Origin of the sequence: Streptomyces sp. NPDC004284 (genome assembly GCF_042874035.1) — a bacterium.
Taxonomy (GTDB): domain Bacteria; phylum Actinomycetota; class Actinomycetes; order Streptomycetales; family Streptomycetaceae; genus Streptomyces.
In genome coordinates, this window is the sequence record NZ_JBIAMJ010000020.1 from 102,413 (window position 1) to 128,475 (window position 26,063).

At 71.8% G+C, this 26,063-nt stretch carries 25 protein-coding genes; 9 read left to right on the top strand and 16 right to left on the bottom strand.

The window, feature by feature from the left end:
- Nucleotides 1-153: 153 nt before the first annotated feature.
- A complete protein-coding gene (locus ACFYUS_RS34445; protein WP_388861366.1) occupies nucleotides 154-777 on the bottom strand; it encodes a dTDP-4-dehydrorhamnose 3,5-epimerase family protein in 624 nt (207 codons plus the stop codon).
- A gap of 223 nt (nucleotides 778-1,000) precedes the next feature.
- Between ACFYUS_RS34445 and ACFYUS_RS34450 the strand changes: the two genes are divergently transcribed.
- Nucleotides 1,001-1,699 carry a hemerythrin domain-containing protein gene (locus ACFYUS_RS34450; RefSeq protein ID WP_388861369.1) on the top strand — a complete coding sequence of 233 codons (699 nt, stop codon included), beginning with the start codon at nucleotides 1,001-1,003 and terminating at the stop codon, nucleotides 1,697-1,699.
- Nucleotides 1,700-1,780: 81 nt separating this feature from the next.
- Here ACFYUS_RS34450 and ACFYUS_RS34455 read toward each other — a convergent pair whose 3' ends face one another.
- The 3 genes from ACFYUS_RS34455 to ACFYUS_RS34465 are packed head-to-tail and all read right to left on the bottom strand — an operon-like array spanning nucleotide 1,781 to nucleotide 5,238.
- Nucleotides 1,781-2,767, bottom strand: a complete 987-nt coding sequence (locus ACFYUS_RS34455) for an aldo/keto reductase (RefSeq protein WP_388861372.1) — start codon at nucleotides 2,765-2,767, stop codon at nucleotides 1,781-1,783.
- Between the two features lie 48 nt (nucleotides 2,768-2,815).
- Nucleotides 2,816-3,814, bottom strand: coding sequence for an NAD-dependent epimerase/dehydratase family protein (locus ACFYUS_RS34460; protein ID WP_388861375.1), 999 nt, complete (start codon nucleotides 3,812-3,814; stop codon nucleotides 2,816-2,818).
- A 38-nt stretch (nucleotides 3,815-3,852) separates the two neighbouring features.
- Nucleotides 3,853-5,238 (bottom strand): NDP-hexose 2,3-dehydratase family protein, encoded by a 1,386-nt coding sequence (locus ACFYUS_RS34465; protein ID WP_388861378.1) that lies wholly within the window; start codon nucleotides 5,236-5,238, stop codon nucleotides 3,853-3,855.
- A 267-nt stretch (nucleotides 5,239-5,505) separates the two neighbouring features.
- On the opposite strand from ACFYUS_RS34465, the gene ACFYUS_RS34470 reads away from it, so the two are divergent.
- Nucleotides 5,506-5,925 (top strand): ester cyclase, encoded by a 420-nt coding sequence (locus ACFYUS_RS34470; RefSeq protein ID WP_388861380.1) that lies wholly within the window; start codon nucleotides 5,506-5,508, stop codon nucleotides 5,923-5,925.
- A 119-nt stretch (nucleotides 5,926-6,044) separates the two neighbouring features.
- Here the strand turns inward: ACFYUS_RS34470 and ACFYUS_RS34475 are convergent, their stop codons facing one another.
- Both ACFYUS_RS34475 and ACFYUS_RS34480 read right to left on the bottom strand, forming a co-directional pair.
- Entirely contained in the window at nucleotides 6,045-7,214 is a 1,170-nt protein-coding gene (locus ACFYUS_RS34475) for a glycosyltransferase (RefSeq protein ID WP_388861382.1), read from the bottom strand.
- A 122-nt stretch (nucleotides 7,215-7,336) separates the two neighbouring features.
- Entirely contained in the window at nucleotides 7,337-8,821 is a 1,485-nt protein-coding gene (locus tag ACFYUS_RS34480; RefSeq protein ID WP_388861384.1) for an MFS transporter, read from the bottom strand.
- Between the two features lie 479 nt (nucleotides 8,822-9,300).
- On the opposite strand from ACFYUS_RS34480, the gene rfbA reads away from it, so the two are divergent.
- The 6 genes from rfbA (at nucleotide 9,301) to ACFYUS_RS34510 (ending at nucleotide 16,129) form a co-directional block, all read left to right on the top strand.
- Nucleotides 9,301-10,197, top strand: a complete 897-nt coding sequence (rfbA, locus tag ACFYUS_RS34485) for a glucose-1-phosphate thymidylyltransferase RfbA (RefSeq protein WP_388861386.1) — start codon at nucleotides 9,301-9,303, stop codon at nucleotides 10,195-10,197.
- Between the two features lie 53 nt (nucleotides 10,198-10,250).
- Nucleotides 10,251-11,252, top strand: coding sequence for a dTDP-glucose 4,6-dehydratase (gene rfbB, locus ACFYUS_RS34490; protein ID WP_388861388.1), 1,002 nt, complete (start codon nucleotides 10,251-10,253; stop codon nucleotides 11,250-11,252).
- A 113-nt stretch (nucleotides 11,253-11,365) separates the two neighbouring features.
- The gene (locus ACFYUS_RS34495) at nucleotides 11,366-11,623 is read left to right on the top strand and encodes a hypothetical protein (RefSeq protein ID WP_388861390.1); all 258 of its coding nucleotides are present in this window, start codon (nucleotides 11,366-11,368) and stop codon (nucleotides 11,621-11,623) included.
- A complete protein-coding gene (locus ACFYUS_RS34500) occupies nucleotides 11,620-13,911 on the top strand; it encodes a TOMM precursor leader peptide-binding protein (RefSeq protein ID WP_388861392.1) in 2,292 nt (763 codons plus the stop codon). Before ACFYUS_RS34495 ends, ACFYUS_RS34500 begins: the two co-directional genes overlap by 4 nt.
- A gap of 307 nt (nucleotides 13,912-14,218) precedes the next feature.
- Nucleotides 14,219-15,409 carry a sensor histidine kinase gene (locus ACFYUS_RS34505; RefSeq protein WP_388861394.1) on the top strand — a complete coding sequence of 397 codons (1,191 nt, stop codon included), beginning with the start codon at nucleotides 14,219-14,221 and terminating at the stop codon, nucleotides 15,407-15,409.
- A gap of 111 nt (nucleotides 15,410-15,520) precedes the next feature.
- Nucleotides 15,521-16,129, top strand: coding sequence for a DNA-binding response regulator (locus ACFYUS_RS34510; protein WP_388861396.1), 609 nt, complete (start codon nucleotides 15,521-15,523; stop codon nucleotides 16,127-16,129).
- A gap of 4 nt (nucleotides 16,130-16,133) precedes the next feature.
- On the opposite strand, the gene ACFYUS_RS34515 is transcribed toward ACFYUS_RS34510, so the two are convergent.
- Both ACFYUS_RS34515 and ACFYUS_RS34520 read right to left on the bottom strand, forming a co-directional pair.
- Nucleotides 16,134-16,763 (bottom strand): NADH oxidase, encoded by a 630-nt coding sequence (locus ACFYUS_RS34515; protein WP_388861398.1) that lies wholly within the window; start codon nucleotides 16,761-16,763, stop codon nucleotides 16,134-16,136.
- 136 nt (nucleotides 16,764-16,899) lie between these two features.
- Nucleotides 16,900-18,156, bottom strand: coding sequence for an MFS transporter (locus tag ACFYUS_RS34520; RefSeq protein ID WP_388861400.1), 1,257 nt, complete (start codon nucleotides 18,154-18,156; stop codon nucleotides 16,900-16,902).
- A 116-nt stretch (nucleotides 18,157-18,272) separates the two neighbouring features.
- On the opposite strand from ACFYUS_RS34520, the gene ACFYUS_RS34525 reads away from it, so the two are divergent.
- Nucleotides 18,273-18,725 (top strand): SAM-dependent methyltransferase, encoded by a 453-nt coding sequence (locus ACFYUS_RS34525; protein WP_388861402.1) that lies wholly within the window; start codon nucleotides 18,273-18,275, stop codon nucleotides 18,723-18,725.
- A gap of 20 nt (nucleotides 18,726-18,745) precedes the next feature.
- On the opposite strand, the gene ACFYUS_RS34530 is transcribed toward ACFYUS_RS34525, so the two are convergent.
- The 8 genes from ACFYUS_RS34530 to ACFYUS_RS34565 all read right to left on the bottom strand — a co-directional run bounded on the left by ACFYUS_RS34530 (nucleotide 18,746) and on the right by ACFYUS_RS34565 (nucleotide 25,970).
- Entirely contained in the window at nucleotides 18,746-20,230 is a 1,485-nt protein-coding gene (locus tag ACFYUS_RS34530) for an FAD-dependent monooxygenase (RefSeq protein WP_388861404.1), read from the bottom strand.
- A complete protein-coding gene (locus ACFYUS_RS34535; RefSeq protein WP_388861406.1) occupies nucleotides 20,227-20,760 on the bottom strand; it encodes a truncated hemoglobin in 534 nt (177 codons plus the stop codon). Before ACFYUS_RS34535 ends, ACFYUS_RS34530 begins: the two co-directional genes overlap by 4 nt.
- Nucleotides 20,761-20,805: 45 nt before the next feature.
- On the bottom strand, nucleotides 20,806-21,897 hold the full coding sequence (locus ACFYUS_RS34540; protein ID WP_388861408.1) for a GNAT family N-acetyltransferase: 1,092 nt from the start codon (nucleotides 21,895-21,897) through the stop codon (nucleotides 20,806-20,808).
- Between the two features lie 85 nt (nucleotides 21,898-21,982).
- Entirely contained in the window at nucleotides 21,983-22,426 is a 444-nt protein-coding gene (locus ACFYUS_RS34545) for a hypothetical protein (protein ID WP_388861410.1), read from the bottom strand.
- 179 nt (nucleotides 22,427-22,605) lie between these two features.
- On the bottom strand, nucleotides 22,606-23,370 hold the full coding sequence (locus tag ACFYUS_RS34550) for a helix-turn-helix domain-containing protein (protein ID WP_388861412.1): 765 nt from the start codon (nucleotides 23,368-23,370) through the stop codon (nucleotides 22,606-22,608).
- Nucleotides 23,371-23,434: 64 nt separating this feature from the next.
- Nucleotides 23,435-24,166 (bottom strand): PIG-L deacetylase family protein, encoded by a 732-nt coding sequence (locus ACFYUS_RS34555; RefSeq protein ID WP_388861414.1) that lies wholly within the window; start codon nucleotides 24,164-24,166, stop codon nucleotides 23,435-23,437.
- 314 nt (nucleotides 24,167-24,480) lie between these two features.
- On the bottom strand, nucleotides 24,481-25,419 hold the full coding sequence (locus ACFYUS_RS34560) for an alpha/beta hydrolase (protein ID WP_388861416.1): 939 nt from the start codon (nucleotides 25,417-25,419) through the stop codon (nucleotides 24,481-24,483).
- A gap of 83 nt (nucleotides 25,420-25,502) precedes the next feature.
- Nucleotides 25,503-25,970: a nuclear transport factor 2 family protein gene (locus ACFYUS_RS34565; RefSeq protein WP_388861418.1), complete on the bottom strand. Its 468-nt coding sequence runs from the start codon at nucleotides 25,968-25,970 to the stop codon at nucleotides 25,503-25,505.
- Nucleotides 25,971-26,063 lie beyond the last annotated feature (93 nt).

Sequence of the window (26,063 nt, forward strand, 5' to 3'; positions counted from 1 at the left end):
CCGCTCCTGCGGGTGTCTTCGTCCTGCTCAGGGATGTGATTGATTCATGGGCCGCGGGCGGGGGGCGGTTTCGGGCATGACTCGGGCCCCGCACGTCCTTGCGGCGTGCGGGGCCCGTGGTCCGACGGGGGAAGGGGGCCGGACCCGTGGTGGTCAGTCTCCGGTGAGCACCGGGCGGTCGTACAGCGCGAGGCAGTCCTCGTACGCGGGCAGGAGTCCTTGCGCCAGTGCTTCGGCGGCGGTGGGCGCGGCGAGGTCCTCGTCGGACATCAGCGGTTCCGCGGTGAGTCCCCAGGGCAGGGCGAGAGCGGGGTCGAGGGCACTGACCGTGTAGCCGGTGCCGGGCGCGTCGGGCAGGGAGCTGTGGCAGGCGACGACCGTGTCGTCGTCCAGGGCGAGCCAGGCGTGGCCCAGGCCCTCGGAGACGAACACCTTGGACGCGTCGCGGTGGTCCAGCCAGACCACCGCGTGCCGGCCGTATTCCGGGGATCCGACGCGCAGGTCCACCACGACGTGGAGGGCGGAGCCCCGCACGCAGTCGAACAGCCGGGGGCGGGCGCCCTCGCCGGCGGTGCCGTGGATGCCGTGCAGGACCAGGCGCCGGGCGGCGGACAGGTCGCTGTAGCGGATCGCGAACGGCCGGCCGATCGCCTCTTCGACGTCGTCCTGGCGGAAGGTCTCGTAGCGGACCACGACCTCGTCCTCAACCGCCCGGGACGAAAGCAGAAACGCGCCCGGCAGGGCGAGTTCACTGATCTCCAGGCTGCTGAGTTTCATGTCGGCGACTGTAGTCCGCGCCGCTCAAGACCGGCTTGAGCAGCACCGATGGCCGAAACCCGCGCCGTGGTGCGCCCGGGTCCGTCCGGGGCGTCGCGGGCGGCGGTCGAGCCGTCCTGGAGCGGGCGGAGCCGGCGGCTCAAGCGGGATTCAAGTGCCTCGGGGTCAAGCTGGGACGAGGCCGGCTCTCGAGTCCGGTGCCCCCCAGGAAAGGAACACGCCCATGACCTCGCCCGTGCATGGCCAGTCCCCGGCGCCCGGGAGCGACTCCGGGTTCGGCGGGTTCGACGCCCAGGAGATGAGGATCGTCCACCGTGCCTTCCGGCGGGAGCTGCGGCTACTGGGCGAGCTGGTCGCCGCGGTCGCCCCGGGGGACGTGGGGCGTGCCGCCGTCCTCGCCGAGCACTTCACCGATCTGCACGCCGGCCTGCTCAACCACCACCGGGGGGAGGACGAGCTGCTGTGGCCGCTGATGCTCTCCCGGGTCGGGCTCGAACGCGATGTCGTGCTGCGCATGGAGGCCGAGCACGAGCGGGTCGCCGAGACCCTGGACGCGGTGAGCGTGCTGGTCGGCAGGTGGGCGCCCGCCGCGGACGCGGACACCCGCGACCGGCTCGTGGCCGCGATCGAGGAGCACCGGACGGTGCTGGTGGAGCACCTCGACGACGAGGAGGCGCATCTGCTGCCGCTCGCCGAGCGGTTCTTGACCGCGAAGGAGTTCGGTGCGCTGGGCGACCACTTCGTGCAGCACACCCCCAAGACGAAGCTGTTCAAGTTCTTCGGCATGGTGATGGAGGATGCCGACCGGCGCGAGCAGGCGATCATGCTCGGCAATCTGCCCGCGCCCGTCGGCCTGGTGTGGCGGGTGATCGGCCCGCCGCTGTACGCCCGCACGATGCGCCGGATCCGGGCCACCGCCTGACGCCCTGGTACGCGCTGCTGCCCCGCCGGGCGTCGGCTCGGCGGGGCAGTGGGGTGGCCGGGGTCCGGCCGGGTGCTGGGGTCAGCTCAGCCAGCAGTCGGGGGCGGGGCCGCCGCGGCCGATCGGCGGGAAGAGGACGTCGAGTTCGGCCAGCAGGGGCTCGGGCAGGGTGCAGTCCAGGGCTTCGAGCGCGCCGTCGATGTGCTGCTCGGTGCGGGGTCCGATCACCACGCCCGTCACGCCGGGGCGGGACAGGGTCCAGGCCATGCCGACCACCGCCGGGTCCAGGCCGTGGTCGGCGCACAGCTTCTCGTAGGCCTCGATGGTGTCGCGCTGCGCGTCCAGGGCCTCCAGGGCCCGGCCCTGGGCGGACTTGACGGCGGAGTTGTCCTGCAGTTTGCGCAGGACGCCGCTGAGCAGGCCGCCGTGCAGCGGTGACCAGACGAACAGGCCCAGTCCGTGGGCCCGGGCGGCGGGGATGACCTCGAGCTCGGTGTGCCGGGTGACCAGGTTGTAGACGCACTGCTCCGTGACCAGGCCCAGGCTGTTCCTGCGCTGGGCGGCCGCCTGCGCGGAGGCGATGTCCCAGCCGGCGAAGTTGGACGAGCCGACGTAGCGCACCTTGCCCTGGGTGACCAGGAGGTCCATGGCCTGCCAGACCTCGTCCCAGCCCACGGACCGGTCGAGGTGGTGCATCTGGTAGATGTCGATCCAGTCGGTGCCCAGCCGCTTGAGCGATGCCTCGCAGGAGGCGACGATGTTGCGGGCGGACAGGCCGTGTTCGTTGGGGCCCTCGCCCATCGGGTCGCCCACCTTGGTGGTCAGGACGACCTGGTCGCGGCGGGCGGGGTTCTTGCCCAGCCACCGGCCGATGACCTCCTCGGTGTGGCCCTTGTAGACGCGCCAGCCGTAGATGTTGGCGGTGTCGACCAGGTTGATGCCCCGTTCCAGGCCGTGGTCCAGGAGGCGGTGTGCCTCCGGTTCCTCCACCCGGCCACCGAAGTTGACGGTGCCGAGGGCCAGTCTGCTGACCCGCAGACCGGTACGGCCCAGCTGTGTGTAGATCACGCGTCCTTCTCCTCCTTCAGCGATTGGTTGCTTGGCGCGGCGACGGGTTCAGGACACGCCGGTCTCCCGGCCGCTGGAGCAGAACTCCGTCGTCAGGCGCAGGCCCTCGTCGAGGGACACCCGTGGTTCCCAGCCGGTGGCGGCCCGGAACGGGGAGGAGTCGATGATCACGCTCCTGAAGTCGCTGACCTCGGCGTACTCCGGCGGCTCCACGCAGACCACGGGTACCGGTTCCTTGCCCGTCTGCTCGGCGACCAGTGCGGAGACCTTGGTGAACACCTGCCCGAGCGGGGCGCCCTGGCCGGTGCCGATCAGCCAGCGTCTGCCGGCGAGCGCGTCGATGCGGCCGGTGGCGGCCCAGAAGGCGCGGGCGACGTCGTCGACGTGGAGCAGGTCGCGGCGGACCGTTCCGTCGTGCCACATGGTCAGGGGCTCGCCGGCCACCGCGCGGCGCGTCATCGTGGAGACGATGCCCTTGTCGCGGGCGGTGGACCCGGCGCTGTAGCCGTACAGCGTGGTCAGGCGCAGGCAGGCGCCGCGTACCGTTCCGGCGGCGTCGGCCGCGAGCAGCAGGCGTTCCGCCTCCAGCTTCAGCCGTTCGTAGTAGCCCTTGGGCCGGTCGGGTTCGGTGCCGTCCAGGACTTCCCTGTCCGAGGAGCCGGCCGCCGTGACCGATCCGGTGAACAGGACGGTGGGGGGCTCGGGGAAGGCGGTCCGGTCGCCGAGGGTGTCCAGCAGGTCCTGCATCAGGCCCACGTGGACGCGTCGGGCGCCGGTGTCGTCGTCGGCGATGCGCCAGGTGGAGGCTCCCGCGATGTAGGCCAGGGAGTGGATGACGACGTCGGCTCCGGCGACGGCGGCGGCCATCTGGCCGGGTTCGGTCAGGTCCGTGGAGAGCACCTCGATGTCGGCGCGGGCGCCGTCGGGGACGGGGACCTTCCTGCGGGAGACGGCCCGGACCCGGACGGGGTGCTGTGCCAGTTCGCGGAAGATGGCGGATCCGACGAAGCCCGCGGCGCCCAGCACCACGATGAGCGGGGGGTTCACGCTCTTGCCTCCCTGGGGGTGTGTGGGGTCGTCGGCGGTCAGAGGAGGCATGCGGCCAGGCTCCGGGCCTCGACGTTGACGTGGTAGCCGAACCGGGTCAGGCGGTTGAGCATGTTGAGGGTGATCCACCGGTAGTTGTCCGGTGTCTCGATCGCGTGGTCCTCGGGGATCTCGACGACCAGGTGGCGGGTGTCGGCCTTGGAGAAGCGGCCGCCGTCCTCCGACTGGATGGTGTCCAGCCGGGTCCAGGCGGCGGGTGCGTCGAGGTACTGCGTCAGCGGCGGGAAGTCCTGGGGGCCGCGGTGGTAGCCCGGGGAGAACTGGATGGTGGGGCCGAGTTCGAGACGGTCCGTCAGGCCGGGCTGGATCGTGGCCTGGAGCAGGAAGTGCAGGACTCCGTCCCGGCGCTGGCAGATGAGGGCCACGGCGTTTCCGGGGCGGGGCTCCAGCATGGGCTGCCACCAGGTGCCGACCTCCCGGCTGGTGGCCTGGACGGACATGCCGATGATGTCGAAGATGCGGCCGTCGCGGTGTCGGATGCTGTCGTCGTCGCAGATCCACTCGTCCATGTCGCGCAGGCTGATGCGCCGCACGTCCAGGTTGGACTTCGCCTTCTGGTCGAAGAGCCAGGTCAGCGTGGCGGAGAGCGCGGCCGACGAGGACGGCGTGCGGTGCGACGTCAGCAGTTCGGCGTGGAAGCCGTCGGTCTGCTCGGCGTAGGACGGCTGGTCCTCGGCGGCGCCGTAGGCGATGCCGGAGAGCACGGTGCGGGCGTTCATGTTGACGCGGTTGCCCAGCATGAGCTGGTGGCGCAGCTGGCCCAGGGTGAGCCAGGTGAAGTCGTCCTCGACGTGGACGTCCTCGTCCTCGGGCACCTCGACGATCATGTTCCGGTTCCTCTTGTTGAGGTACCAGAAGCCGTGCTCGGACAGGAGCTGGTCGAACAGGATGCGGCGCCGGCCGCCCTCGAGGAAGTACTCCAGGTACGGGGTGGCCCGGCCGCCGTGGACGCGCTGGTAGTTGCTCTGGGTGGCCTGGACGGTCGCCGCGTACTGGACGAAGGCGGTGTTGCCCGGCTCCATCTTCGCCTGCATGAGGAAGTGCAGGACGCCGTCGAAGCGCTTGGCGATGATGCCCAGGATGCCGATCTCCGGCTGGACGATGATCGGCTGGGACCACTGCGGGACGGGGCCGAAGTCCGTCCGTACGGAGAGTCCTTCGACGGTGAAGAACTTGCCGTCCGCGCGGCTGAGCCGGTCGCCGAGGTGCCAGTTCGGCAGCGCGGCCAGCGGTATTCGTTCGACGTCGTACGAGGCGGACTCCTCCCGTTCGTGGAGGAAGGCGCCTGCGTCGGGGGTCAGCGGGGACTTCTGCACCAGCGCTGACGCCAGGAAGTCGTCGGCGCCGTTCACCTCGGGCTGCATCCTGCTGTTTCCTTTCAACGGTACGGGCCATGACGGGCGGGCCGGCTTCGCGGGGTTGGGGCGAGGGGCCGGGCGAAGGCGGCCTTTGTCACCGGCGGCCGGGTACGTGACGCTAGGGCGCCGTCCTCGCCCCGCCCTCGCGCGTGGCTGGAGCGCGCCGGTGTGCGCGGCGCGCGCGTGGGGGTGTGTGCTCCAGGGGGATTCGACCGCGAGTGGCGATGCTTCGGCTTCATCGTCCGTTCTTCCACCCCGTCCAGAGAGGCCGGCATGTCGAACACTCACCACGCTCTCGTCGAGAGCTTCGTGGACATGATCAACAACCATGACGTCAGCACGATGGAGGAGCACACGGCTGCCGGTCACATCGACCACAACCCCGGGGTGGCCGACGGCATCGACGCCAACCGTGCGTTCTGGGTCCAGGTGTTCTCCGCCTTCCCCGACCTGAAGGCCGTGCTGCACGACGTCATCGCGGAGGGCGACCGGGTGGCCGCCCGCCTGGAGTACACCGCGACCCACCAGGGCACGTTCCTGGGCATACCGGCGACCGGCCGGCCGGTGAACTTCCAGTCCATCGACATCTGGCGGGTGGAGGGCGGGCTGCTCGCCGAGCACTGGGACCAGCTGAACATGGACGACCTCTTCCGGCAGCTGGGGGCCGACCCGGCGGCGCTCGCGCAGTCCTGAACGGGCCGGGCCGGCCGCCGTCCGTCCTCCCGGCGGCCGGGCCCGAACCCGCCCCCCGCACACGCCTCGTGCCCCGCGCTCGTCGACGAGCGCGGGGCACGAGGCGTGTGCGGGGGGGGTCAGCCGGTGAACTCGGCGAACCTGGCGACCGTGTCGGCCGGCCCGGGCAGGGCCGCGATCTCCTGGGCGACCTTGCGGGCCGCCTCCTGGTGCGCGCCGTCGGTCAGCAGCAGGCGCATCTCGCGCTCCACCGCCTCGGCGGACACCTCGTGGCCGAGCAGCATGCGGCCCGCTCCGGTGGCGCGCACCGCGGGCGCGTTGGCGTGGCCGTCGCCCTCCGCCGGCAGGATCAGCTGGGGCAGTCCCGCGGCCAGCGTGGTCAGCGTGGTGCCGTGGCCGCCGTGGTGGATGACGGCGGTGGCGTGCCGCAGGGCCTCGGCCTGCGGCACCCAGGGAAGGGCGACGACCCGGTCGGGCAGCTCGCCCAGCTCGGCCGGGTCCACCAGCGAGCTGGTGGCGACCAGGACCCGCACGTCCAGCGGGAGCAGGCCGTCGATCACGGTGCGCAGCCGCTGGGCGGAGGTGACCACGGTGCCGAAGCTGAGGTAGACCAGCGGGCCCTGCCCCTCGGTGATGCTCGCGGGCAGCTCGCCCGGCTCGCTGAAGGGGGTGGGGCGCTGCGGGATCACCTGGACGCCGGAGGCCAGGAAGTCCTGGTCCTGCACGGCGGGCGGGCAGATGTCGATGTACGGGTTGCCCAGGGCCGCGTCGTGGCCGAGCTTGTCGGCCACGCCCAGGTCGGCGGCCGTGGCGAACAGCTCCTGCGGGATCTGCGGGTCGGAGGAGACCCGGCCGATGCTCTGGGCGACGGCGGGCACGCCGGCCGCGGCGGCGGCGAAGGCGGCGCCGGGGTTGAGGCTCTCGTAGACGAGCAGGTCCGGCCGCAGGGAGTCGAACAGACCGGTGAGGTCCGCGAACACGCTGCGCGGCAGCACCGAGCCGAAGGCCTTCACCGCCAGGGCCGCCAGCACCTCCGGCGGTATGTCGCTGGCCTGTGCGGCGCCGCCGTTGGCCTCCAGGAACGCCTGGCCGCCGGCCGCCTCGATGAACGCCTCGGGGACGGTGAGCCCGCTGGCGACCGGCCGCAGCCCCGCCTTCTCGACGGTGGGGTGGAACTGGGCGTGGGTGGCGAACCAGACCTCGTGCCCGGCTTCCTGCGCCGCCTGGGCGAGCGGGATCAGGGGGAAGACGTGTCCGTAGTTTCCGAGGCTTGCGAAGAGGACCTTCATGTCTCGCGCGGCCTTTCTGCCGGTGGCGTGATCAGGGGTGGGGTGATGCCGAATTCCCGCGGCCCGACGCGATGTCGTCGTGTCGGGCCGCGGGTCGGCGTACGGGGGTGTGGTGCGGGGTGTCAGCGGGTGGCCGAGGCGGCCGGTTCGGCGGCCTGCGGCTGCTGCGCGCCGCCGGCTTCGGCGCCGTGCTGCTTCTGCGCGCCGGCGGGCCGGACGACGAAGAGCATCACGATCGCCGCGAGCGCCATGGCCGCGGCGCCGACCCACAGGGCGGGGACGAAGCCGTCGACGAAGTCCTGGCCCGAGGCGTAGCCGCCGTTGTGGGTGAAGACGCTGGTCAGGACGGCGATGCCGAACGCCGCGCCGAGCTCGCGCATGGCCGAGGTCGAGCCGGAGGCGATGCCCTGCTCGGATTCGTCGACGGAGCTCATCGTCAGGTTGATGAGCGGGGCGAAGAAGCAGGCCACGCCCACGCCGCCCAGGAGGTAGCCGGGCAGCTGCTCGACGTAGGAGGAGTCGGGGCCCATCACCAGCGCCCAGTAGGCGAAGCCGGCGGCGAGCAGCGCGAGTCCGAAGACCGCGACGGGACGTCCGCCGATCTTGTCCGACAGGATGCCGGCGACCGGCGCGATCAGGAGCGGCATCGCCGTCCACGGCAGCATCCGCACGCCCGCCTCGGTCGGCGACATGTGCTGGATGTTCTGCATGAACTGCGTGATCAGGAAGACGACGCCGTACATGCCGAAGGCCTGGAGCAGGCCGCCGGCGTTGACGGCGCTGAAGGCCCGGTTGCGGAACATGCGCATGGGCAGCATCGGGGCGCTGCTGCGCTGCTCGAACAGGACGAACAGGACGAGCAGCACGACGCCGGCGACCATGGGGCCCACGACCAGCGGGGCGCCCCAGCCCTCGTCGCCGTTGGCGCGGATCAGGCCGTAGACGAAGCCGAGGATGCCGAGGCTGGCCAGGAGCGTGCCGGGGGCGTCCAGGCGGTTGTTGGGGCCGCGGCTCTCGGCCAGGCCGCGCCAGGCGGCCGGGGCCAGGAGCAGGCCCACCGGCACGTTGATCCAGAAGATCCACTGCCAGGACAGGTTCTCCGTGACCAGTCCGCCGACCAGCGGGCCGCCGGCGATGGCCAGTCCGCCGACCGCGCTGTAGATGCCGAGGGCGGCGCCGCGCTTGGCGGCGGGCACGGCGTGGGTGAGCAGGGTGAGGGAGAGCGGCATGATGACGGCGGCGCCGGCGCCCTGCACCACGCGGGCGGCGATCAGCTCGTTGATGCCGGGGGCCAGGGCGGCCGCGGCCGAGGCGGCGGTGAACACCAGCAGGCCGCTGATGAACACCCGGCGGCGGCCGAAGCGGTCACCGAGGGCGGCGCCGAACATCATCAGGACGGCGAACGACAGGGTGTAGGCGTTCACCGTCCATTCCAGGTCCTCCAGGCTGCCCCCGAGCTCGTCCCTGATGGTGGGCAGCGCAACGAGGACCACCAGGTTGTCGAGTCCGGCCATGAAGGTGGCGAGGGCCGTGATCAGTGTGGCCAGGCCCGGGGACCTCCCCGCCCCGGCCTCACCGCCGCCGGCGGCGACCTTGTCAGTACTCATTCAGGGTTTTCCTTCCGAATTCCACCATGGAGGGACAACGGTTTCCGTCGCGTGGTCGGTGACGAGGCGCCGCCCCGTTGCTGACGCCCCGCAGGGCGTCGCCTGGAGGCTAGAAAGCCGTGCTCGAGCGCCGGTCGAGCCGCGGTGAGGGCGCCGGGGCGGTGTCCGCCTCCAGTTCTTCTCCGTCCGCGCTCGATCGGGGCGCCACACCATCGGGCGACGGGTCCCGGCCATCCCTGGGCCCGTACTGCCGCAGGCACCCCTCGCGTCCTGGCCGCACCGCGTCCACGTCCCGCACCGCGTCCGCCCGCCGCTTCGCGGCCGGCGTCGCCGGAGGCGTCGTGGAGACGTGGTGGCCGAAGGCCCGCTGTAGGGGCGGGGAAGCACTCCGGCGTCCCGGGGTCTCCCGGTCCTTGTGAACATCCGGAACCGGTCCGCCGGTCCGGAACCGATACCTCGTTGATGAAAGGGAAGCCGAGATGAAGGGCATCATCCTCGCCGGCGGCAGCGGCACCCGGCTGCGTCCGCTGACCGGCGCGCTGTCCAAACAGATCCTGCCGGTCTACGACAAGCCCATGATCTACTACCCGCTGTCCGTGCTGATGCTGGCCGGTATCCGGGAGATCCTGGTGATCTCCTCCCGGGACCACTCCGACAGCTTCCGTTCCCTGCTGGGGGACGGTTCCCGGCTCGGTCTGAAGATCGAGTACGCCGAGCAGGACCAGCCGCGCGGCATCGCCGAGGCCCTGGTCATCGGCGCCGACTTCATCGGGGACGACCAGGTCGCGCTGGTGCTGGGCGACAACATCTTCCACGGGCCGCGGTTCTCGGTGCTCCTCGACGACGCGCTGCGCCGGCTCGACGGCGCGCACCTGTTCGGCTACCGGGTGCGTGATCCGCACCGGTACGGGATCGGGGAGATCGACGCGCACGGCCGGCTGCTGTCGCTGGAGGAGAAGCCGCTCCACCCGCGCTCCGACATCGCGGTGACCGGGCTGTACCTCTACGACAGCGACGTGGTGGGGATCGCCAAGAACCTCTCCCCCTCGGCGCGGGGCGAGCTGGAGATCACCGACGTCAACCTCGCCTACCTGGCGCAGGGCCGGGCCCGGCTCACCGAGCTCGGCCGCGGCTTCGCCTGGCTGGACATGGGCACCCACGACTCGCTGCTGCAGGCGGCGCAGTACGTCCAGCTGGTGGAGCAGCGGCAGGGCGTGTGGATCGCCTGCGTCGAGGAGGTCGCGCTCAACCGCGGCTTCATCACCGCCGAACAGTGCCGGCGCCTGGGCGAGGAGATGGCGGGTACGGCGTACGGCGAGTACGTCGCCGAGGTCGCCGCCCGCCACCGCCCGATGCCGACCGTCCGCGTAGCCTGAGAAGGAGAACGTCCCATGCTTCCGATCCGACCTGCCACCCCGGTGAGCGCGTCATGACCACCCGTGTTCTGGTGACCGGCGGGGCCGGTTTCATCGGCTCGCACTACGTCCGTACGGTGCTGGGCCCCGACGGTCCGGGCGATGTGTCGATCACCGTCCTGGACAAGCTGACGTACGCGGGCAATCCCGCCAACCTCGACGAGGTCCGGGCGCACCCCGACTTCTCCTTCGTGCAGGGTGACATCTGCGATCCCGAGCTGGTCGACAAGCTGATGGCCGAGCACGCGCAGGTGGTGCACTTCGCCGCGGAGTCGCACGTGGACCGGTCGATCGACGGGGGCGCCGAGTTCGTGCGCACGAACGTGGTCGGCACGCACACGCTGGTGGACGCGGCGCACCGGGCCGGCGTCGAGGTGTTCGTGCACGTGTCGACCGACGAGGTGTACGGCTCGATCGACGAGGGCTCCTGGCCCGAGAGCCACCCGTTGAGCCCCAACTCGCCGTACTCGTCGTCGAAGGCGTCCAGTGACCTGATCGCGCTGTCGTACCACCGTACTCATGGTCTGGACGTGCGGGTCACCCGCTGTTCGAACAATTACGGTCACCACCACTTCCCTGAGAAGCTCATACCCCGGTTCGTGACCAACCTCCTCGACGGCGGGAAGGTCCCGCTGTACGGCGACGGCGGCAACGTCCGCGACTGGCTGCACATCGACGACCATGTGCGGGGCATCGAACTGGTCCGCACCAAGGGCCGGGCGGGTGAGATCTACAACATCGGGGGCGGCACGGAGCTTTCGAACAGGGAGCTCACTACGCTGCTGCTCGCGGCGTGCGGTGCGACCTGGGAGGAGAGCGTCGAGTACGTCGAGGACCGCAAGGGCCACGACCGGCGTTATTCCGTCGACTGCACGAAGATCCGTGAGGAGTTGGGGTACAAGCCTCGGAAGGGTTTCGAGGAGGGACTGGCCGAGACCGTCCAGTGGTACCGCGACAATCGGGACTGGTGGGAGCCGCTGAAGGAGGCGGCCGATGGAGGTGGCGCCTCCGGTTGAGTGAGAACTTCACCCGCCACCGGTGAAGCCGACACTGTCCGTGACCTGACTTACTCGCGAAGAATCCCGGCCATTGGAGCACGACACCGACCACGGCAGTGAGGACCTCTCCGATGAGCCACGCCAGTGCCACCATCACTCTCCCGGCACGCATCACCGAGGCAGTTCCCGCACGTCCGCTCCTCGTGGTCGAACGCACGGACCACACCTTCGGCTCCACGGTGCTGTTCACCCTGTGCGCCGGTCCGGTCCCCGCGGCGCCGAGCGCCGCGGCGTTCACCCTGTGCGCCGGCCCGCCCCCCGCGAGCTTCGCCTCCGTCTCGGCCTCCGTGGCCGTCGAGGGCGATGTGGTCGCGGGGGCCTGGATATGACATCTGAGTCGTCCGTTCCCTGGAAGTCCGCACGGGCCGCCCTGCAAGACGGTTCGACCCTGGTGGGTTTCAGGCGTCATCTGCGTCCGGCGACCGTCCCGGGCGAGGCGACGTATCTGGTCTCCCGTCAGGGTGTGACCACTTTGCACGGTGTCCTGGCCGATGTGCTGGTCCCGCTGCTCGACGGTTCCCGGTCGTTCGCCGAGATCCTGCGGGCCGCGGCTCCGGCCCTGAGTGCCGAGGAGGCCGAGGACGGGCTGCGTCTGCTCAGCGAGGCGGGGCTGCTGCGCTTTCGCAATCCCGCCCTGTCCGCCGGCGCGGACCCGGTCGCCGAGGCGTACTGGGACCTGGCCGGCCTGGACGGGGCCCGGGCGGCGGCGGGCCTGACCGGCTCGCGGCTGCGGATCCTGCCGCTGGGCGGCGTGGACCCCGGGCCGGTGCTCGCGGCGAGCGTGGAGTCCGGCCTGAGCGTGACCGAGTCGGACACGGACCTCACCCTGGTCCTGTGCGACGACTACCTCTCCCCCGAGCTGGAACGGGTCGACGCCGAGCACCGGGCGGCGGGCCGGCCCTGGCTGCTGACCCGGCTGTGCGGCTACGAGCCCTGGATCGGACCGTTCTTCCGGCCCGACGAGGGACCGTGCTGGTCGTGTCTGGCCTACCGGCTGGAGCAGCACCGCGGCTACGAGGGGCCGCTGCAGCAGGCTCTGGGGCTGGACCGTCCGCTCGTGCGGCCGATCGCCTCGCTGTCGGCCGGGCGGGTGATGGCGGCGCAGAGCGCGGTGCTGGAGGCCGCCAAGTGGCTGGCCGGGCTGCGCTATGCCGATCAGGGCTCGCTGCGCACGGTGGACACCCTGAATCTGCGCACCCGGGTCCATGCGGTGTCCCGGATCCCCCAGTGCCATTCCTGCGGGCAGCCCGGTCTGGTGCGGCGGCGGGTGCTGGCGCCGTTCGTGCCGGTGTCGCGGATCAAGTCCGGGCAGGGCGGCGGCGGGGACCGGGCGCTCAGCCCCGACCAGCTGCTCAGGCGCCATGCGCATCTGGTCAGTCCGATCACCGGGATCGTCCCGGTGCTCGAACCCTCCCCCGGTGCGCCGGAGTTCGCCACCACCTATGTGTCGGGGCACAACCTGGCGATGCGGGAGCGCGGTCCGGCCGGCCTGCGTTCGCAGAGCGGCGGCAAGGGGCTGACCGACGCCGAGGCCCGTACCAGTGCGCTGTGCGAGGCGGTGGAGCGCTACTGCGGCACCCGGCACGGTGACGAGCCGGTCGTGGTGGACACCCTGCGCGCGCTGGGCGAGCAGGCCGTGCACCCCAACGCCTGCCAGCTGTACGCCGAGGAGCAGTTCCGCGACCGGGACCGGTGGAACCGCTCGGGCTCGCCGTTCCACCACGTGCCGGAACGTTTCGAGGAGGACCGGCCGGTGGAGTGGACGCCGGTGTGGTCGCTGACCGAACAGCGCCAGCGGCTGCTGCCGACCTCGATGCTGTACTTCTCCTGCGCCCCCGGTGCGCGGGGGCCGTACGCCGACTCCAACGGCAACGCGGCGGGCAGCAGCCCGGAGGACGCCCTGCTGCAGGGCTTCATGGAACTGGTGGAGCGCGACGCGGTCGCCCTGTGGTGGTACAACCGCACCCGGCAGCCGGCGATCGACCTGGACTCCTTCGGCGAGCCGTACATCGGGCGGCTGCGCGAGGGGTACCGGAAGATGGGCCGGGACCTGTGGGCGCTGGACCTCACCTCGGACCTGGGGATCCCCGCGGTGGTGGCGGTGTCCCGGCGCACCGAGGGGCCCAGCGAGGACATCGTCTTCGGTTTCGGCGCGCACTTCGACCCGGCGATCGCGCTGCGCCGCGCGCTGACCGAGACGGGGCAGCTGCTGCCGGCGGTGAGCAGGGACCGGCCCGGCGGCGGGTACGGCATCACCGATGCGCTGCCGGTGCGCTGGTGGCGGCAGGCGACGGTGGCCAACCAGCCGTATCTGGCGCCCGATCCGACGGTCCGGCCGCGCAGTCGCGGTGACTGGAATCATGTGGTGCGCAACGATCTGCTCGACGACGTCGAGGCCGTCACCCGGCTCGTCGCCGCCAAGGGCATGGAGCTGCTCGTCCTGGACCAGACCCGGCCGGACGTGGGCCTGCCGGTGGTCAAGGTGGTGGTGCCGGGGCTGCGGCACTTCTGGGCGCGGTACGCGCCGGGCCGGCTGTTCGACGTGCCGGTCTCGCTCGGGCGGCTGTCCGCTCCCACCCGGTACGAGAACCTCAACCCGATCCCGTTGTTCGTGTGACGCGCCCTGGTGCGCGGCGGCCGGTGCGCCCCGGGGCGGGGGCGGTCCGGCCGCTGTGTGCGGGGGCGGTGTGCGCGGTCGTGCGCGGCGGGCTTCCGACCGGCGCCGACGCCGTCTACCAGGCGACGGCCCGCTGACACACCAGGTCCCTAAGATGACCACCGAACATTCAGCCAACCTGCTTAGAATGAGGCCCGGTTGTTCGAATTGTCATCGAGCCACGAGGGGAGCTGGGAGACAAGAGATGGACGGCGCCGGTCCGGACAGGTCCTCATCGCATGCCAGCCCATCGCAGGACTACGGGAGTGTGGCCGCCAGAACCGCCCGGGGCGTTCTGCTGGCGGCGCTGGCCTGTTATCTGGGCATCACGCTCCTCAACATCCTTTCGCTGTCGCTCGATGCGTACGGACTGACCCGTGCCGTGGTCTGTCTGCTGCTGGTGTTCCTGCTGCAGCTCGTGCACTCGGGGCTGATCCTCTCCCGGACGCGGGGGCGCACCCGGATGCTCACGCTGGCCGCCCAGGGGGTGCTGTCCTATCTGCCGCTGCTGTGGTTCGGGGCGTACTGGGGCGCGATGGCCGGGTTCTTCGCCGGGTCGCTGCTGCTCGTGCTGCGGCCGGCGGCGGGCTGGACGCTGTACGGGCTGACGGCGCTGAGCATGGTCCTGCCCGGGGTCCTGTACCACCTGGACGTCGTCGACACGGTGTACCTGGTGCAGACGACCGCGCTGACGGGTCTGGTCGTGTACGGCCTGAGCCGGCTGACCAGTCTGGTCGACCAGCTGCACAAGGCCCGTGCCGATCTGGCCCGGCTGGCGGTGAGCAACGAGCAGTTGCGGTTCTCCAGGGATCTGCACGATCTGCTCGGGTACAGCCTGTCGGCGGTGACGCTGAAGAGCGAGCTGATACGCCGTCTGATCCCGACCAATCCGCACCGGGCGTGCGACGAGGTCGACGAGGTGCTGGGGATCTCCCGGCAGGCCCTGGCCGATGTGCGCAGGGTCGCGAGCGGGTACCGGGAGATGTCGCTCGGTTCGGAGCTGACGTCCGCGGAGTCGGTGCTGGCCGCCGCGGACGTCGAGGTGACGGTCGAGGTGCACGAGGACATCGACCGGCTGGGGGTGGTGACGTCCACCGTGCTGGCCACGGTGCTGCGGGAGGGGGTCACCAATCTGCTGCGGCATTCCAAGGCCTCGCGGTGCTGGATCTCGGCGCGGGTCGAGGGCGACGTGGTGCGGCTGGCGATCGTCAACGACGGTCTGCTGCTGGGCTCCCATCTGCGTTCGCCGCACAGCGGCAGCGGTCTGGGCAATCTCGAGCGGCGGCTGGAGGACATCGGCGGCCGGCTGGTCGCGCAGCGTCTGCCGGACGCCTCCGACACGGACCTGTTCCGGCTCACGGCCGAGACACCGCTGCGGCAGGAGCGGTCCGAGGGGCCGCCCGCGGGTGTGATCACGCGCAAAGGACGGGTCTACGGCCCGGCAGAGGACGTAGCGTAGGCAGCCTCGTTCCGGCCGCCCCGGGCCGTTCGGTGTGATGCCGGCGGGCCGGGGGCGGCCGGGCAGGATCCGCAAGATTCTCGTAAGTGGAAGAAACGGTGGACGGCGACGATGATTCGGATCCTCCTGGCCGAAGACATGCACATGGTCCGTGGCGCGCTGGTGGCTCTGCTCAATCTGGAGGACGACCTGGAGGTGGTCGCCGAGCTGGAGCGCGGCGACCAGATCCTGGGGCTGGCGCGTGAGTGCCGGCCGGATGTGGCCATCATCGACATCGACCTGCCCGGGATGGACGGGCTGAGCGCGGCCGAGCTGCTGCACGAGCGGCTGCCCGAGTGCAGGACGCTGATCCTCACCAGTCTGGGCCGGCCCGGGACGCTGCGCCGGGCGATGTCCGCGCACGTGTCGGGTTTCCTCCTCAAGGACGCTCCGCCCAGCGATCTGGCGCAGGCCGTGCGCCGGGTCGTCTCCGGTCAGCGGGTGATCGACCCGCAGCTGGCGCTGGCGGCCTGGGGCGGCACCGAGAGCCCGCTGACGATACGGGAGACCGAGGTGCTGCAGATGGCCGCGCAGGGCTCGGAGCCGCAGGAGATGGCCGCGCAGCTGCACCTGTCGGTGGGCACGGTGCGCAACTACCTCACCACGGTCGTGGCGAAGCTGAACGCCCGCAACCGGGTCGACGCCATCCGTATCGCCCGGGAGTCGGGCTGGCTGGTGTGAGGGCTCAGCCCACGGGCACGGTCATGCCGGCGCCCGCCAGGTGACCGAGGATCGACAGGGTCAGTTCGGCGGGCAGCGGGGCCACGTCGACCAGGGCGTCGGGGGTCGTGGGCCAGGCCAGCAGGGACACCACCCACATCGCCTCGGGGCGGTGGATCTCCACCCGGTGCTGCAGGGTGCGGCATTCCAGCAGGAAGGCGTTGCCCTGCACGGTGATGGTCACGTCGGGCCGCAGTCTGACCCGGCGCTGTGAGGGCACCATGGCCAGGGCGAAGCGGGCGGTGCGGCCCGCCGGGACGACGGAGAGCACCGGGCCCCTGAGGTCTTCCAGGGACAGCGTTCTGATCACCAGGTGGGAGATCTCGCGGAGCACCGACAGCACCGCGGTGTAGCCGTCCTGCCCGCCGGCCGTGTCGTCCTTGGGCTGGAGCAGGTTGGCGAGCCGGATGGGGCCCATCTCCATGCGGTGCAGGGCCTCGGTGACCACGGTCGCGGGGGCCTCGATGCGTTCGGTGCCCTGCGGGCCGCTGAGGACCAGGGCCTGGCCCTCCTCGTCCCAGCCGACCGCCGTGTCCTCACGCAGGGACCACAGGTGGTGCAGGCGCAGGGGGGAGTCTTCCGGGGGCGGGATCACGGACAGCACACCTCCTGGGGGTCACGGGAGCCGACCGAAAGGCTGGCTCCTCCCCCGCGGACACGCTCGCGCCCCAGTATGAATGCGCTTGCCGTCTCTCCAGCAGCGATGGACTCACACCGAAAACGTGAGGAAATCATGGGGTCTTGACAGTGGCCGGGACCTCGGCGGTCTCCTCCTGCGGCGGCCGGGTCCGCTCGGCCCAGCGCACGGCGGGGCCGCCGGCGCACAGCACGAGAAGGAACAGCAGGGAGATCAGCAGCCAGCCCGGGCCGCCGAACCGGTCGGGCAGCGAGGTGACCAGGGCCGGGCCGGCGATCAGGGCGAGGGCGTCGCCGGTGGCGAAGGCGCCCCCGTACTGTCCCTGCGCGCCGGCGGGCGCCAGCTCGTAGCGCAGTCCCCAGCGGGCGGCCTCGCCCCAGATCTCGCCGAGGGTGAACAGGACCGCGACGGCCAGCAGGACGGCGGCGGCCGCCCAGGCGGGCATCCGGCCGGTCACGGCGGTGACGGCGCAGGCGACGATCAGGACCACGGCGGTGATCCTCTGCAGGCGTGCCGCGCCGCGCACGGTGTCGGCGTCGCGGGCCATGCGTACCTGGAGGAAGACCACCATCAGGGTGTTGACCAGCATGATCCAGGCCGCCAGGGCGCGGGGGGCGTCGGTGTGCACCACCAGCCACAGCGGCAGTCCCACCGCCAGGGCGGTGGGGCCGATCCGAAGGATCCCGGAGACCTGGGCGACCAGCAGGTAGGGGACGTCGCGCACCGCGCCGGGCGGCCGCTTGCCCCGGGGGGCGGGCGGGATGCCGGGGACCTTGGGCAGCCGCATGTACAGCGAGGCCACCAGCATCATGGCCAGGGCGTTGCCCCAGAACAGGCAGAGGTAGGCGGTCTCGGAGTCGGCGGCGATGACCAGGCCGGCGGCCAGGGAGGCCAGGGAGAAGCCGCCGTTGAAGACGCTGCGCATGTAGGCCGAGAGCTTGACCCGGCCTTCGCGGCCCATCACTCCCGACACCAGTGCGCCGCGGGCGACGTGCCCGCTCTGTTCGGCCAGGCCCAGGGCGATGGCCATCGCCAGGTAGGCCGGGAAGGAGTGCACGAGGGTCGCGGCGAGCAGTGCCGCGGCCTTGCCCAGGGCGAACAGCGCGGTGGCTCCGCGGGGTCCGAACCGGTCGGCGAGGTGTCCGGTCGGCACGCCCAGGAGCAGGGCCAGGACGCCGGCGAGCGACATGCCCAGGCCCACCTGTCCCGGTGACAGGCCCACCACGTGGACGAAGTACACCGCGCCGCCGGTGACGTAGAGGCCGTTGCCGAGGCTGGCCACGGCGGTGCACAGGACCAGCAGCCGGCCGGCACCGGGTTCGGGGAGCAGGCGGGAGATCGCACGGGCCATGGTGGGCACCTCACTGGGTGGGGGCGGTTGACGCTGTGGAGGGCGGGCGGACATGCTGCGGGGGTTCGGGACGGTCCGGTCCCCCCCCCCGGGGGGCCGGGGAAGGCGGGGGTGGCATGGATCCGATCAGCCCGATCGGGGTGGTGCGCGGCGGGCGCCGGGAGGCGTTCGAGGACGGCTGGGGGTCGGTGGTCTCGCGGATCGAGCTGGATCCGGAGGTGTTCGAGGAGTCGGCGACCTCGGGGCTGGAGGAGTACTCACATGTCGAGGTGGTCTTCGCGTTCCACCTGGCGACGCGGACCTGCACCTCGGCGCAGCACCCCCGGGGCAACACCGCGTGGCCGGTGCGCGGGATCCTGGCGCAGCGGGCGCCGAACCGGCCCAATCATCTGGGGGTGTCGGTGTGCGCTCTTGCGGCCGTCGACGGGCTGACGCTGAGCGTGGAGGGGCTCGATGCCCTGGACGGTTCGCCGGTGCTCGATGTCAAGCCGTATCTGCCGGAGTTCGCGCCGCGTGGCCGGGTGCGGGTGCCGGGCTGGTCGGTGGAGCTGATGCGCTCCTATTTCTGAGGGGGCCGGGCGGTGGTGGTTCATGACACGGCCACCAGGTCGGTGCGGGCGGCCGCGATGAGGGTGTTGGCCTCGTCGCGGGGCAGTTCCCGGTCGACCAGCAGGGCGACGGGCAGCTGGGCGGTGCTGCGGATGTGGGCGGCGGTGGCGCAGCGGGTGACCCGGCCGCCGTCGGGCGGGGCCTGGACGGCGAGGAAGTCGATGCCGGGCAGCGGCCGGTCGGGGGCGCGGTCGACGATCAGGCCCGTCGCGCGGGTGCCGTCGGTGCCGTGCAGGACGCAGTGGTCGTCGCTGCGTTCGACGGTGACCTGCCGGTGGTCCAGGCGGACCGGGCCCACGCTCAGCGGGATGTCGAGGGGTTCGGCGTCGGTGGGGTGGCCGGCCAGTCTCGCCACGGTGCGGGCGACGAACTCCGGGTCCCGTTCGCGCAGCCGGCTGTAGGTGTTCAGTGCGCGGCGGCTGCGGAGTGCGAACACGGTCTGGTGTCCCTCCAGGCGTCCGCCGCGGCACAGCTGCTCGAACCAGGCGGTGCTCTGCGCGGCCTCGGCCTGTGCCTGTTCGGCGACGGGCCGCCGGATGCTCTCGTACTCGGCCAGTGCCTGGAGCGGGTCGTGGTGTGCGGCGATGCAGCGGGCCAGGGTCAGGGCGTCGTCGATGGCCAGGGTGGTGCCCGAGCCGGTGGAGAAGTGGACGGTGTGGGCGGCGTCGCCGACCAGCACGGTGCGCCCGTGGGACCAGTGGCGGTTGACGACGGTGCGGAACGGTTGCCAGCCGGTGGTCCGGGCCCGGAGGGGGGCGCCGCCCAGTTCGCTGCGGAACACCTCGGCGAGGCGCTGTTCGGCCTGGGGGGCGGGCAGGTCGAGCAGGCCGAGGGCCAGGAGGGTGTCGGGGTCGGCCTCGACGATGAAGGTGCTCTCGTCGGCGGCGTGCGGGTAGGCGTGCACCACCAGGGGGCCCGGCCCGGAGTCCTTGAGGAGGAAGCAGGGTTCGAGGACCGCAGGGGTGCTCATCCACAGGTAGCGGGTGCGGCCGGCCGTCAGGGTGGTGGCGAAGCGGCCGGAGTGCTGCCGGCGCAGTTCGCTGCCCGCGCCGTCCGCCAGCACCACCAGATCGGCCTGCTCGGGCAGGTGGGTGACGGTGTGTCTGGTCAGCCGGATGTTGGGGTGCTGTGCGGCCAGTTCGCGTACGTGGGCGTGGAAGGCGTGCCGGGAGATGCCCGACATGCCGAAGGCGCCGGAGGTGATGCGTTCGCCGTCGATGACGGTGACGGTCTTGTCCCAGGTGGCGTAGGCGGCGGGCGGCAGGTTCAGGGCGTCGGGGTGGTGGGAGCGCAGGCGCCGGGCGAACTCGTCGGTGAGGACGATGCCGGCCCCGGGGCCCCTCTCGTCGCGGTCGTAGAGGTCGACGGTGGTGCCGGGCAGCAGGCGGGCCAGTTCCATGGCGCAGAACGCTCCGGCGGGGCCCGCGCCGACGACGGCCACCGTCCGCGGCGGGGTGGCGGTCATGCCGGGCTCCCGTCCCAGTGGAACCGCTCGCCGCGGGCCAGTGCGGCGCCCCGGGAGACCGCGGTCATCTCGCCGCTGGCGATCTTCATGATGGTGAGGAACTCGGTGAAGTGCGGTTCGGGCGCCTGCAGTTGGGTGCCGGCCTGCTTCATCAGGGCCAGCCAGCGCATCCTTTGTTCGCGGGAGATGAGGAAGTGGGCGTGTGCCTGGTGCATCTTGGGGTCCCAGGCCGCGGTCAGGTCGTTCTCGCCGTAGATCCGGCGGAAGTGCTCGCCCAGCCGTGCGGCGTGGCGGGGCCAGTCGGGGACGGCGAACAGGGGGCTGAGCAGTTCGTCGTCGGCGACCAGCTCGTAGAAGCGGGTGGTGAGCGCCTCGAAGAACGCGGCGCCGCCGATGCCGGTCCAGAAGTCGGAGACCTTCCGGTCGACCTGGGCGGCGCTCAGCTGCTCGCCGGACTGCAGGCCCTGGTCGGCGACAAGGAGTACCTTCCCGTCGTGCCGGGGGGCCGGGGTGGCGGTGTCGGGCGACATGGTGATGCTCCTTGGGCCGGTTTCGTCGGGTGGGGGGGGGCGGGTTCAGTCGAGGACCAGGCCCGCGGCGGACAGCGTGCTGACGGTGCAGCCGCGCAGCCGTTTGGCCTGTACGGTGCCCAGGCCGTAGGAGATCGTGGTGATCCCCTGCTGCGGGGCCAGCTCGGCGGGGCGGTAGAACATGGTGGCGAAGTAGGTGAACGAGGCGTCGGGGTGCTGGTAGTCGGTGCCGCTCATCAGCGCGGTCCACTGGTCGCCGTCGCGCACCAGCATGGTGAAGGAGAGCAGGGCGCCGTTCTTGCGGGCCTCGACGATCCAGACGTTGTCCGGGCCGAAGTGCTCGCGCAGGTGCCGGAAGGAGCCGGCCTCGCGCTGCGGGTCGGGGACGGCGCCGTACTTGGCCATCAGCTGGCCCCGCAGCGGGAGCAGTTCGGGTTCTTCCTCGCCGATGGGGCGCTGGCTGATCTCGATGCCGCGCTCGGCGATCTCGCGCAGCTCGCGCCGTACGGTGAAGCGCTGGTTGCGGCGCAGTCCGGCGATGTAGCCGTCCAGGTCGTTCCAGGTGACGTCCATGTCGCTGCGGTCGACCATGGGGACGATGTCGAAGCCGGCGTCGCGCAGCACGTCGAGGAGCTCGGGGTGGTCGGGGCGCAGGAAGAGCGCGGAGACGCTGCGGATCTTCTGGTCGCGGCACCAGTGGAGGAGGGTGTCCAGGTACTGCCGGAGCAGCCGGGGGTCGCGGGCGGCGGGGCCGACGGGTGCCGACTCGTAGTTGGGGCCCATCAGCAGGCAGGTGGGGAACAGGTCGTCGGCGGTGTACCGCTTCCACGGGTGGGGTCCGTCGGCGGCCACGCCGTCGGCGGCGGATCCGCCCGACAGCACCCGCTGCGGGTCGAACCGGACGTGTCCGGTGGGGGCCTGCATCACGCCGCCGACCAGGGCCACCTGGTCGCCCTGGGGGCCGGGCAGGGCGAAGGTGCGCACGCCGCCGGGGATCCTGCCCTCGGCGAGGGAGATCCAGCGCCGGCGCAGGGTGACCGGCGCGCGGCCGGCCCAGTCGTCCCAGCGCTCGGGGATCTCGGTGCGTACCAGCAGCCCGGTGGCGCTCGGTGCCGGTTCAAGGCGGTCTGTCGTCACGGCTACTCCCTCGCGGACATGCACGAAGCCCGTCCGGCCCGGCAGTGCAGGTGGCTACCGGGCCGAAGGGGCTGTCGGACGATCGTCAGGCCGCCTGCTGTTCCGGCGCCCGGTCCCACACCGGGGCGCGGTCCCACACCGGGGCCTGGTCCCAGACCGGGGCCTGGTCCCAGACCGGGGCCTGGTCCCAGACCGGGGCGCGGTCCCAGACCGGGGCCTGGTCCCACACCGGGGCGCGGTCCCAGACCGGGGCCTGGTCCCACACCGGGGCGCGGTCCCACACCGGGGCGCGGTCCCACACCGGCGCCTGGTCCCACACCGGCGCCTGGTCCCACACCGGGGCGCGGTCCCAGACCGGGGCCTGGTCCCAGACCGGGGCCTGGTCCCAGACGGCCAGGTCCCACACGGACAGGTCCTTGGACATCCGGTCCCAGACGGCGAGTTCCTCGCCGGCCCGGTCCCACACGGCCAGGTCCCACACGCCGGTCTCCTCGGCCGACTCCACTCGGATTCCCTCTGCGTCGCGCATGCGATATCCCTTCGGGAGTTTCACGGAAGGCGATCGGAAGGACCGCCTCGGCGCGGCCCTCACCGCGCTCTTCAAGGAGCGTCGCAGCCTTGGGCGCGACTTGTCTTCTCCTTGATTGCTCACCTTCCCGAAAGGCACGCGGAACGATTCCTTGAACTCCTGTGGAAGTCACGGAAAAACTATGCGAAGGCGCTCGACAATCGCTTGAATCCGGACTGAGGAGACTTTTCGGTGAGCATCTCGAAACCGGGGGCCGCGAACAGGACGGGCGGATTGGACCAGCCTTGCGGGCCCAGCACGAGTTCCACCTCGCCGCCGGCGTACGCGTCGGCGCGCAGCGGTCCGAGCGTGGCGGTGAGCAGGGTCGTCTCCGGTGTCTTCTCCCCCGCCGCGAGGGTCGTGGCGTGCAGGTAGCAGGTCCCGGGCGGCAGCCGGCGCAGCACGAAGGGGCCGGGGTGCCGCATCGTGGTCCAGCCGGAGGGGCGGCCCTGGAGGATGGGGCCGCCGAAGGCGCCGATGTAGATCGAGGAGACGGGCTCGGCCAGGGCCCGCACCACACCGCGCAGCTGACATCGCTCGGTGCCGGCCCGGCCGGCGGCGGAGGGCACGGTGAACTCGCCCTCGCCGCGGCTCAGCTGCCGGTAGCGGGTGGGCGGGATTCCCACGGATTCGGTGAAGCGGCTGGTGAAGCTGCCCGTGCTGTCGTATCCGACCATGGCCGATATGGCGGCCACGGCGAGGTCGGAATTCTGCAGGAGGCGTTTGGCCTCGCTGATGCGGACCGCGGTGAGGAAACGTCCCGGGGTCACTCCGGTGGCCTGTCGGAAGATACGCAGGAGATGGAATTTGCTCACCAGGACCGCGCAGGCGAGGGCGTCGAGGCTGAGGGGTTCTGCGTATCGCTCCCGGATGATGCGCACCGCCTGTTCGACAGCATGCTCCATGGGCGTCTCCTGAACAGGTGGACGGGCCTGTCAGTTGCGTGCGCGGTGTGCCGGCGGATCCGGGTCAGACGCCGATGATCTCGAACGGCATGGCCGGCACGTCGTGGAAGCGCGCGCCGAAGCGGGTGAGTTTGGTGGTGAGGTAGCCGGCGGCGTCGGACATCGGGTTGTCCGGCGGCAGCGAGGCCAGGTAGCCGTCGTGCGCGGCCAGCGCCTCGATGCCGGCGGTGAGGCCGGTGGTGCAGTCGACGGCATGCGTGGAGCGGGGGGATCCGCCGACCGCGAGGCAGCGCACGCCGGACCACGGTGCGAAGCCCTCGTCGAGGAGTTCGGGGAAGATCCAGGGGTTGCCGGCGTCGCCGGCGGCGTCGAGCAGTGCGACGCCGACGTTGCGGTGGTCGGGGGTGTTCCAGTCGCCGCTGCGCCAGCGGTCGTAGAAGTTGATGGTGACCAGGATGTCCGGGCGGTGCTTGCGGATGGCGCGGGCGATGTCGCGGCGCAGCGGCAGGCCGTATTCGATGACGCCGTCCGGGTGGCCGAGGAAGTCGACGTCCTGGACGCCGACCGCGGCGGCGGCCCGCAGCTGTTCCTGGGCGCGCAGTTCGCCGGTGGCGTCCGGGTGCAGGTCGGCGATGCCGGCTTCGCCGCGGCTGGCGATGGCGTAGGCGACGTACTTGCCCTGCGCGGTCCATTCGGCGACCGCGCAGGCGGGCCCGTACTCCAGGTCGTCGGGGTGCGCGACGACGCACAGCGCGCGCTGCCAGTCGTCGGGCATCGGTTCGTACGGTGTGGTCATGGTCCCTCCCGGGGTGCACGTCGGCTGGGTCGAGTGCTGTCGGCGCTGGGCGGTGACAGCGGATCAGGCTGCGGCCGCCTGGGTCGGACCAGGGAGAAGGGGGGTGAAGTCCTCAGAGCCTGATGGTGAACCTGAAGATCGCGAATCGGGCGCGGTGCCAGAGCCTTGCCATGGCGTCTCCCTTGTCGGTCGGTCGGGCGACGGTGGCGGCGTGTGGTGCCGCCGGTGTCGCTTGGGGTGTCGGGACCGACTGTGGGACGCCTGGGTGGGCGTGGGACTGGAGCGCGGCTTGAGCGGCGCTGTACGGGCAGGTCCTAGGCGGCGGACGTGCTGCGTGCGCGGGACGGGCGCGGGCCGGGCCGGTCGTCCTCGGTGGCGCGCAGGCATTCCTCGAAGAAGGCCAGGGCGCGCAGGTGGTAGCTGCGGGCGGCGTGGCCGAGGCTGATGTTGTGGCCCGCGCCGCTTTGGCGTTCGATGGTGAGGACGGGGGCTTTGGCCAGCCGGGAGGCCAGGTCGGCCAGGTGGGGTTCCTCGTGCAGCCACCAGGCCTCGTGTTCGGCGAAGGTCAGCCGGGTGGGGATGTCGATGCGGGGGGCCAGGTCGTCGAACATGTCCGGCCACAGCTCCACCTCGGCGGCCTCGCGGGGCGGGATGGGGGCGACCAGGGTCTCGGCGGCGCGGAAGGTGCCCTGGGGGTAGAGGCCGAGGGGGCCCCAGTTGCGTTCCCAGTCCAGGTGGCGGCGCATCCGCTGGCGTTCGCCCGGGTCGACGCCGTAGCGGTGGCCGACGCCGGAGGCGTCCAGGGCGAGCAGGCCGGGGGTGCGGGCGACGGTGGTCAGGGCGAGTTTGCCGCCGTAGGAGTGGGCCAGCAGCACAAAGCCCCGGCCGGTGGCGTGGTCCTGGGCGAAGGCGTCCAGGGCCGCGGACAGGACGGCGGACTGCTCGTCGAGGGTGAGGCCGTCGGGTGCCTGGGCGGCGGAGTGGCCGTAGCCGGGGCGGTCCAGGGCCAGGACCGTGTAGCCGAGGCGGGCGCCCAGGGTGAGCAGGGACAGGTCGGGGTGGGCCTGTCCGTCGAAGTAGCCCGCGCGCATGCCGCCGCCGTGCACGGCGACGACGGTCGCCTTGGGCGGGCGGCCGGCCGGTTCGGCCAGCAGGCCGGACAGGGTCAGGCCCGCGGCGTCGAGCAGGAGCGGGCGTACGCCGGCCGAGTGGGTCTGTGACGGTGCCCGGCGGGCCGTCCTGGACGCGCTCATGGGTGGTGGTCCTTGTCGGTCGGCGAGGAGGAGAGGGGGCCGGTGGCCGGGGTGCCCGGGAGGTGCACCCCGGCGGTGGGGGCTCAGGCCAGCTGGCGGGCGAAGGTGGCCATGTCGAAGTAGAGCGTCTCGTCGATCAGGACGTCGCCGTCGAAGTGGAAGAAGACGGCGACGGGGGCCTCGACGGTCTTGCCGCGGTTGGGTATGCCGCGCCAGTCGGCCTCCTGCTTGGCGCGCATCTGCGCCTCGAGGATGACCGCGGTGGGGGTGTGGTGGACGTGGAACAGGTCGTGCTCGGGGTTGGGGAAGGCCCGCTGCAGCTCGGCGAAGTAGCCCTTCTTGATGGCCTCCTCGCCGATGAAGGGGCTCTCCTCGTAGGCCATGACCCGGTAGACGCCGCCGCGCGGGAAGGTGGCCAGGACGCCGTCGATGTCCCAGGCGGACTCGGCGATGGTGTGCTCGGCGACGACCGCCTCGCGCCGCTTGCGCAGTTCGGCGTCGGGCTGCGGCAGATCGGCGCCGGGCAGCTTGAACTCGTGCTCCTGGGACATGCGGGGCTCCTTCAGCCATGGGCTTGTTCGGTTCGACAGGGACGCTAGGGCGCGCTCCTCGGCTGTCCCTCGCAGCCCGCTGGAGCGGGCGCG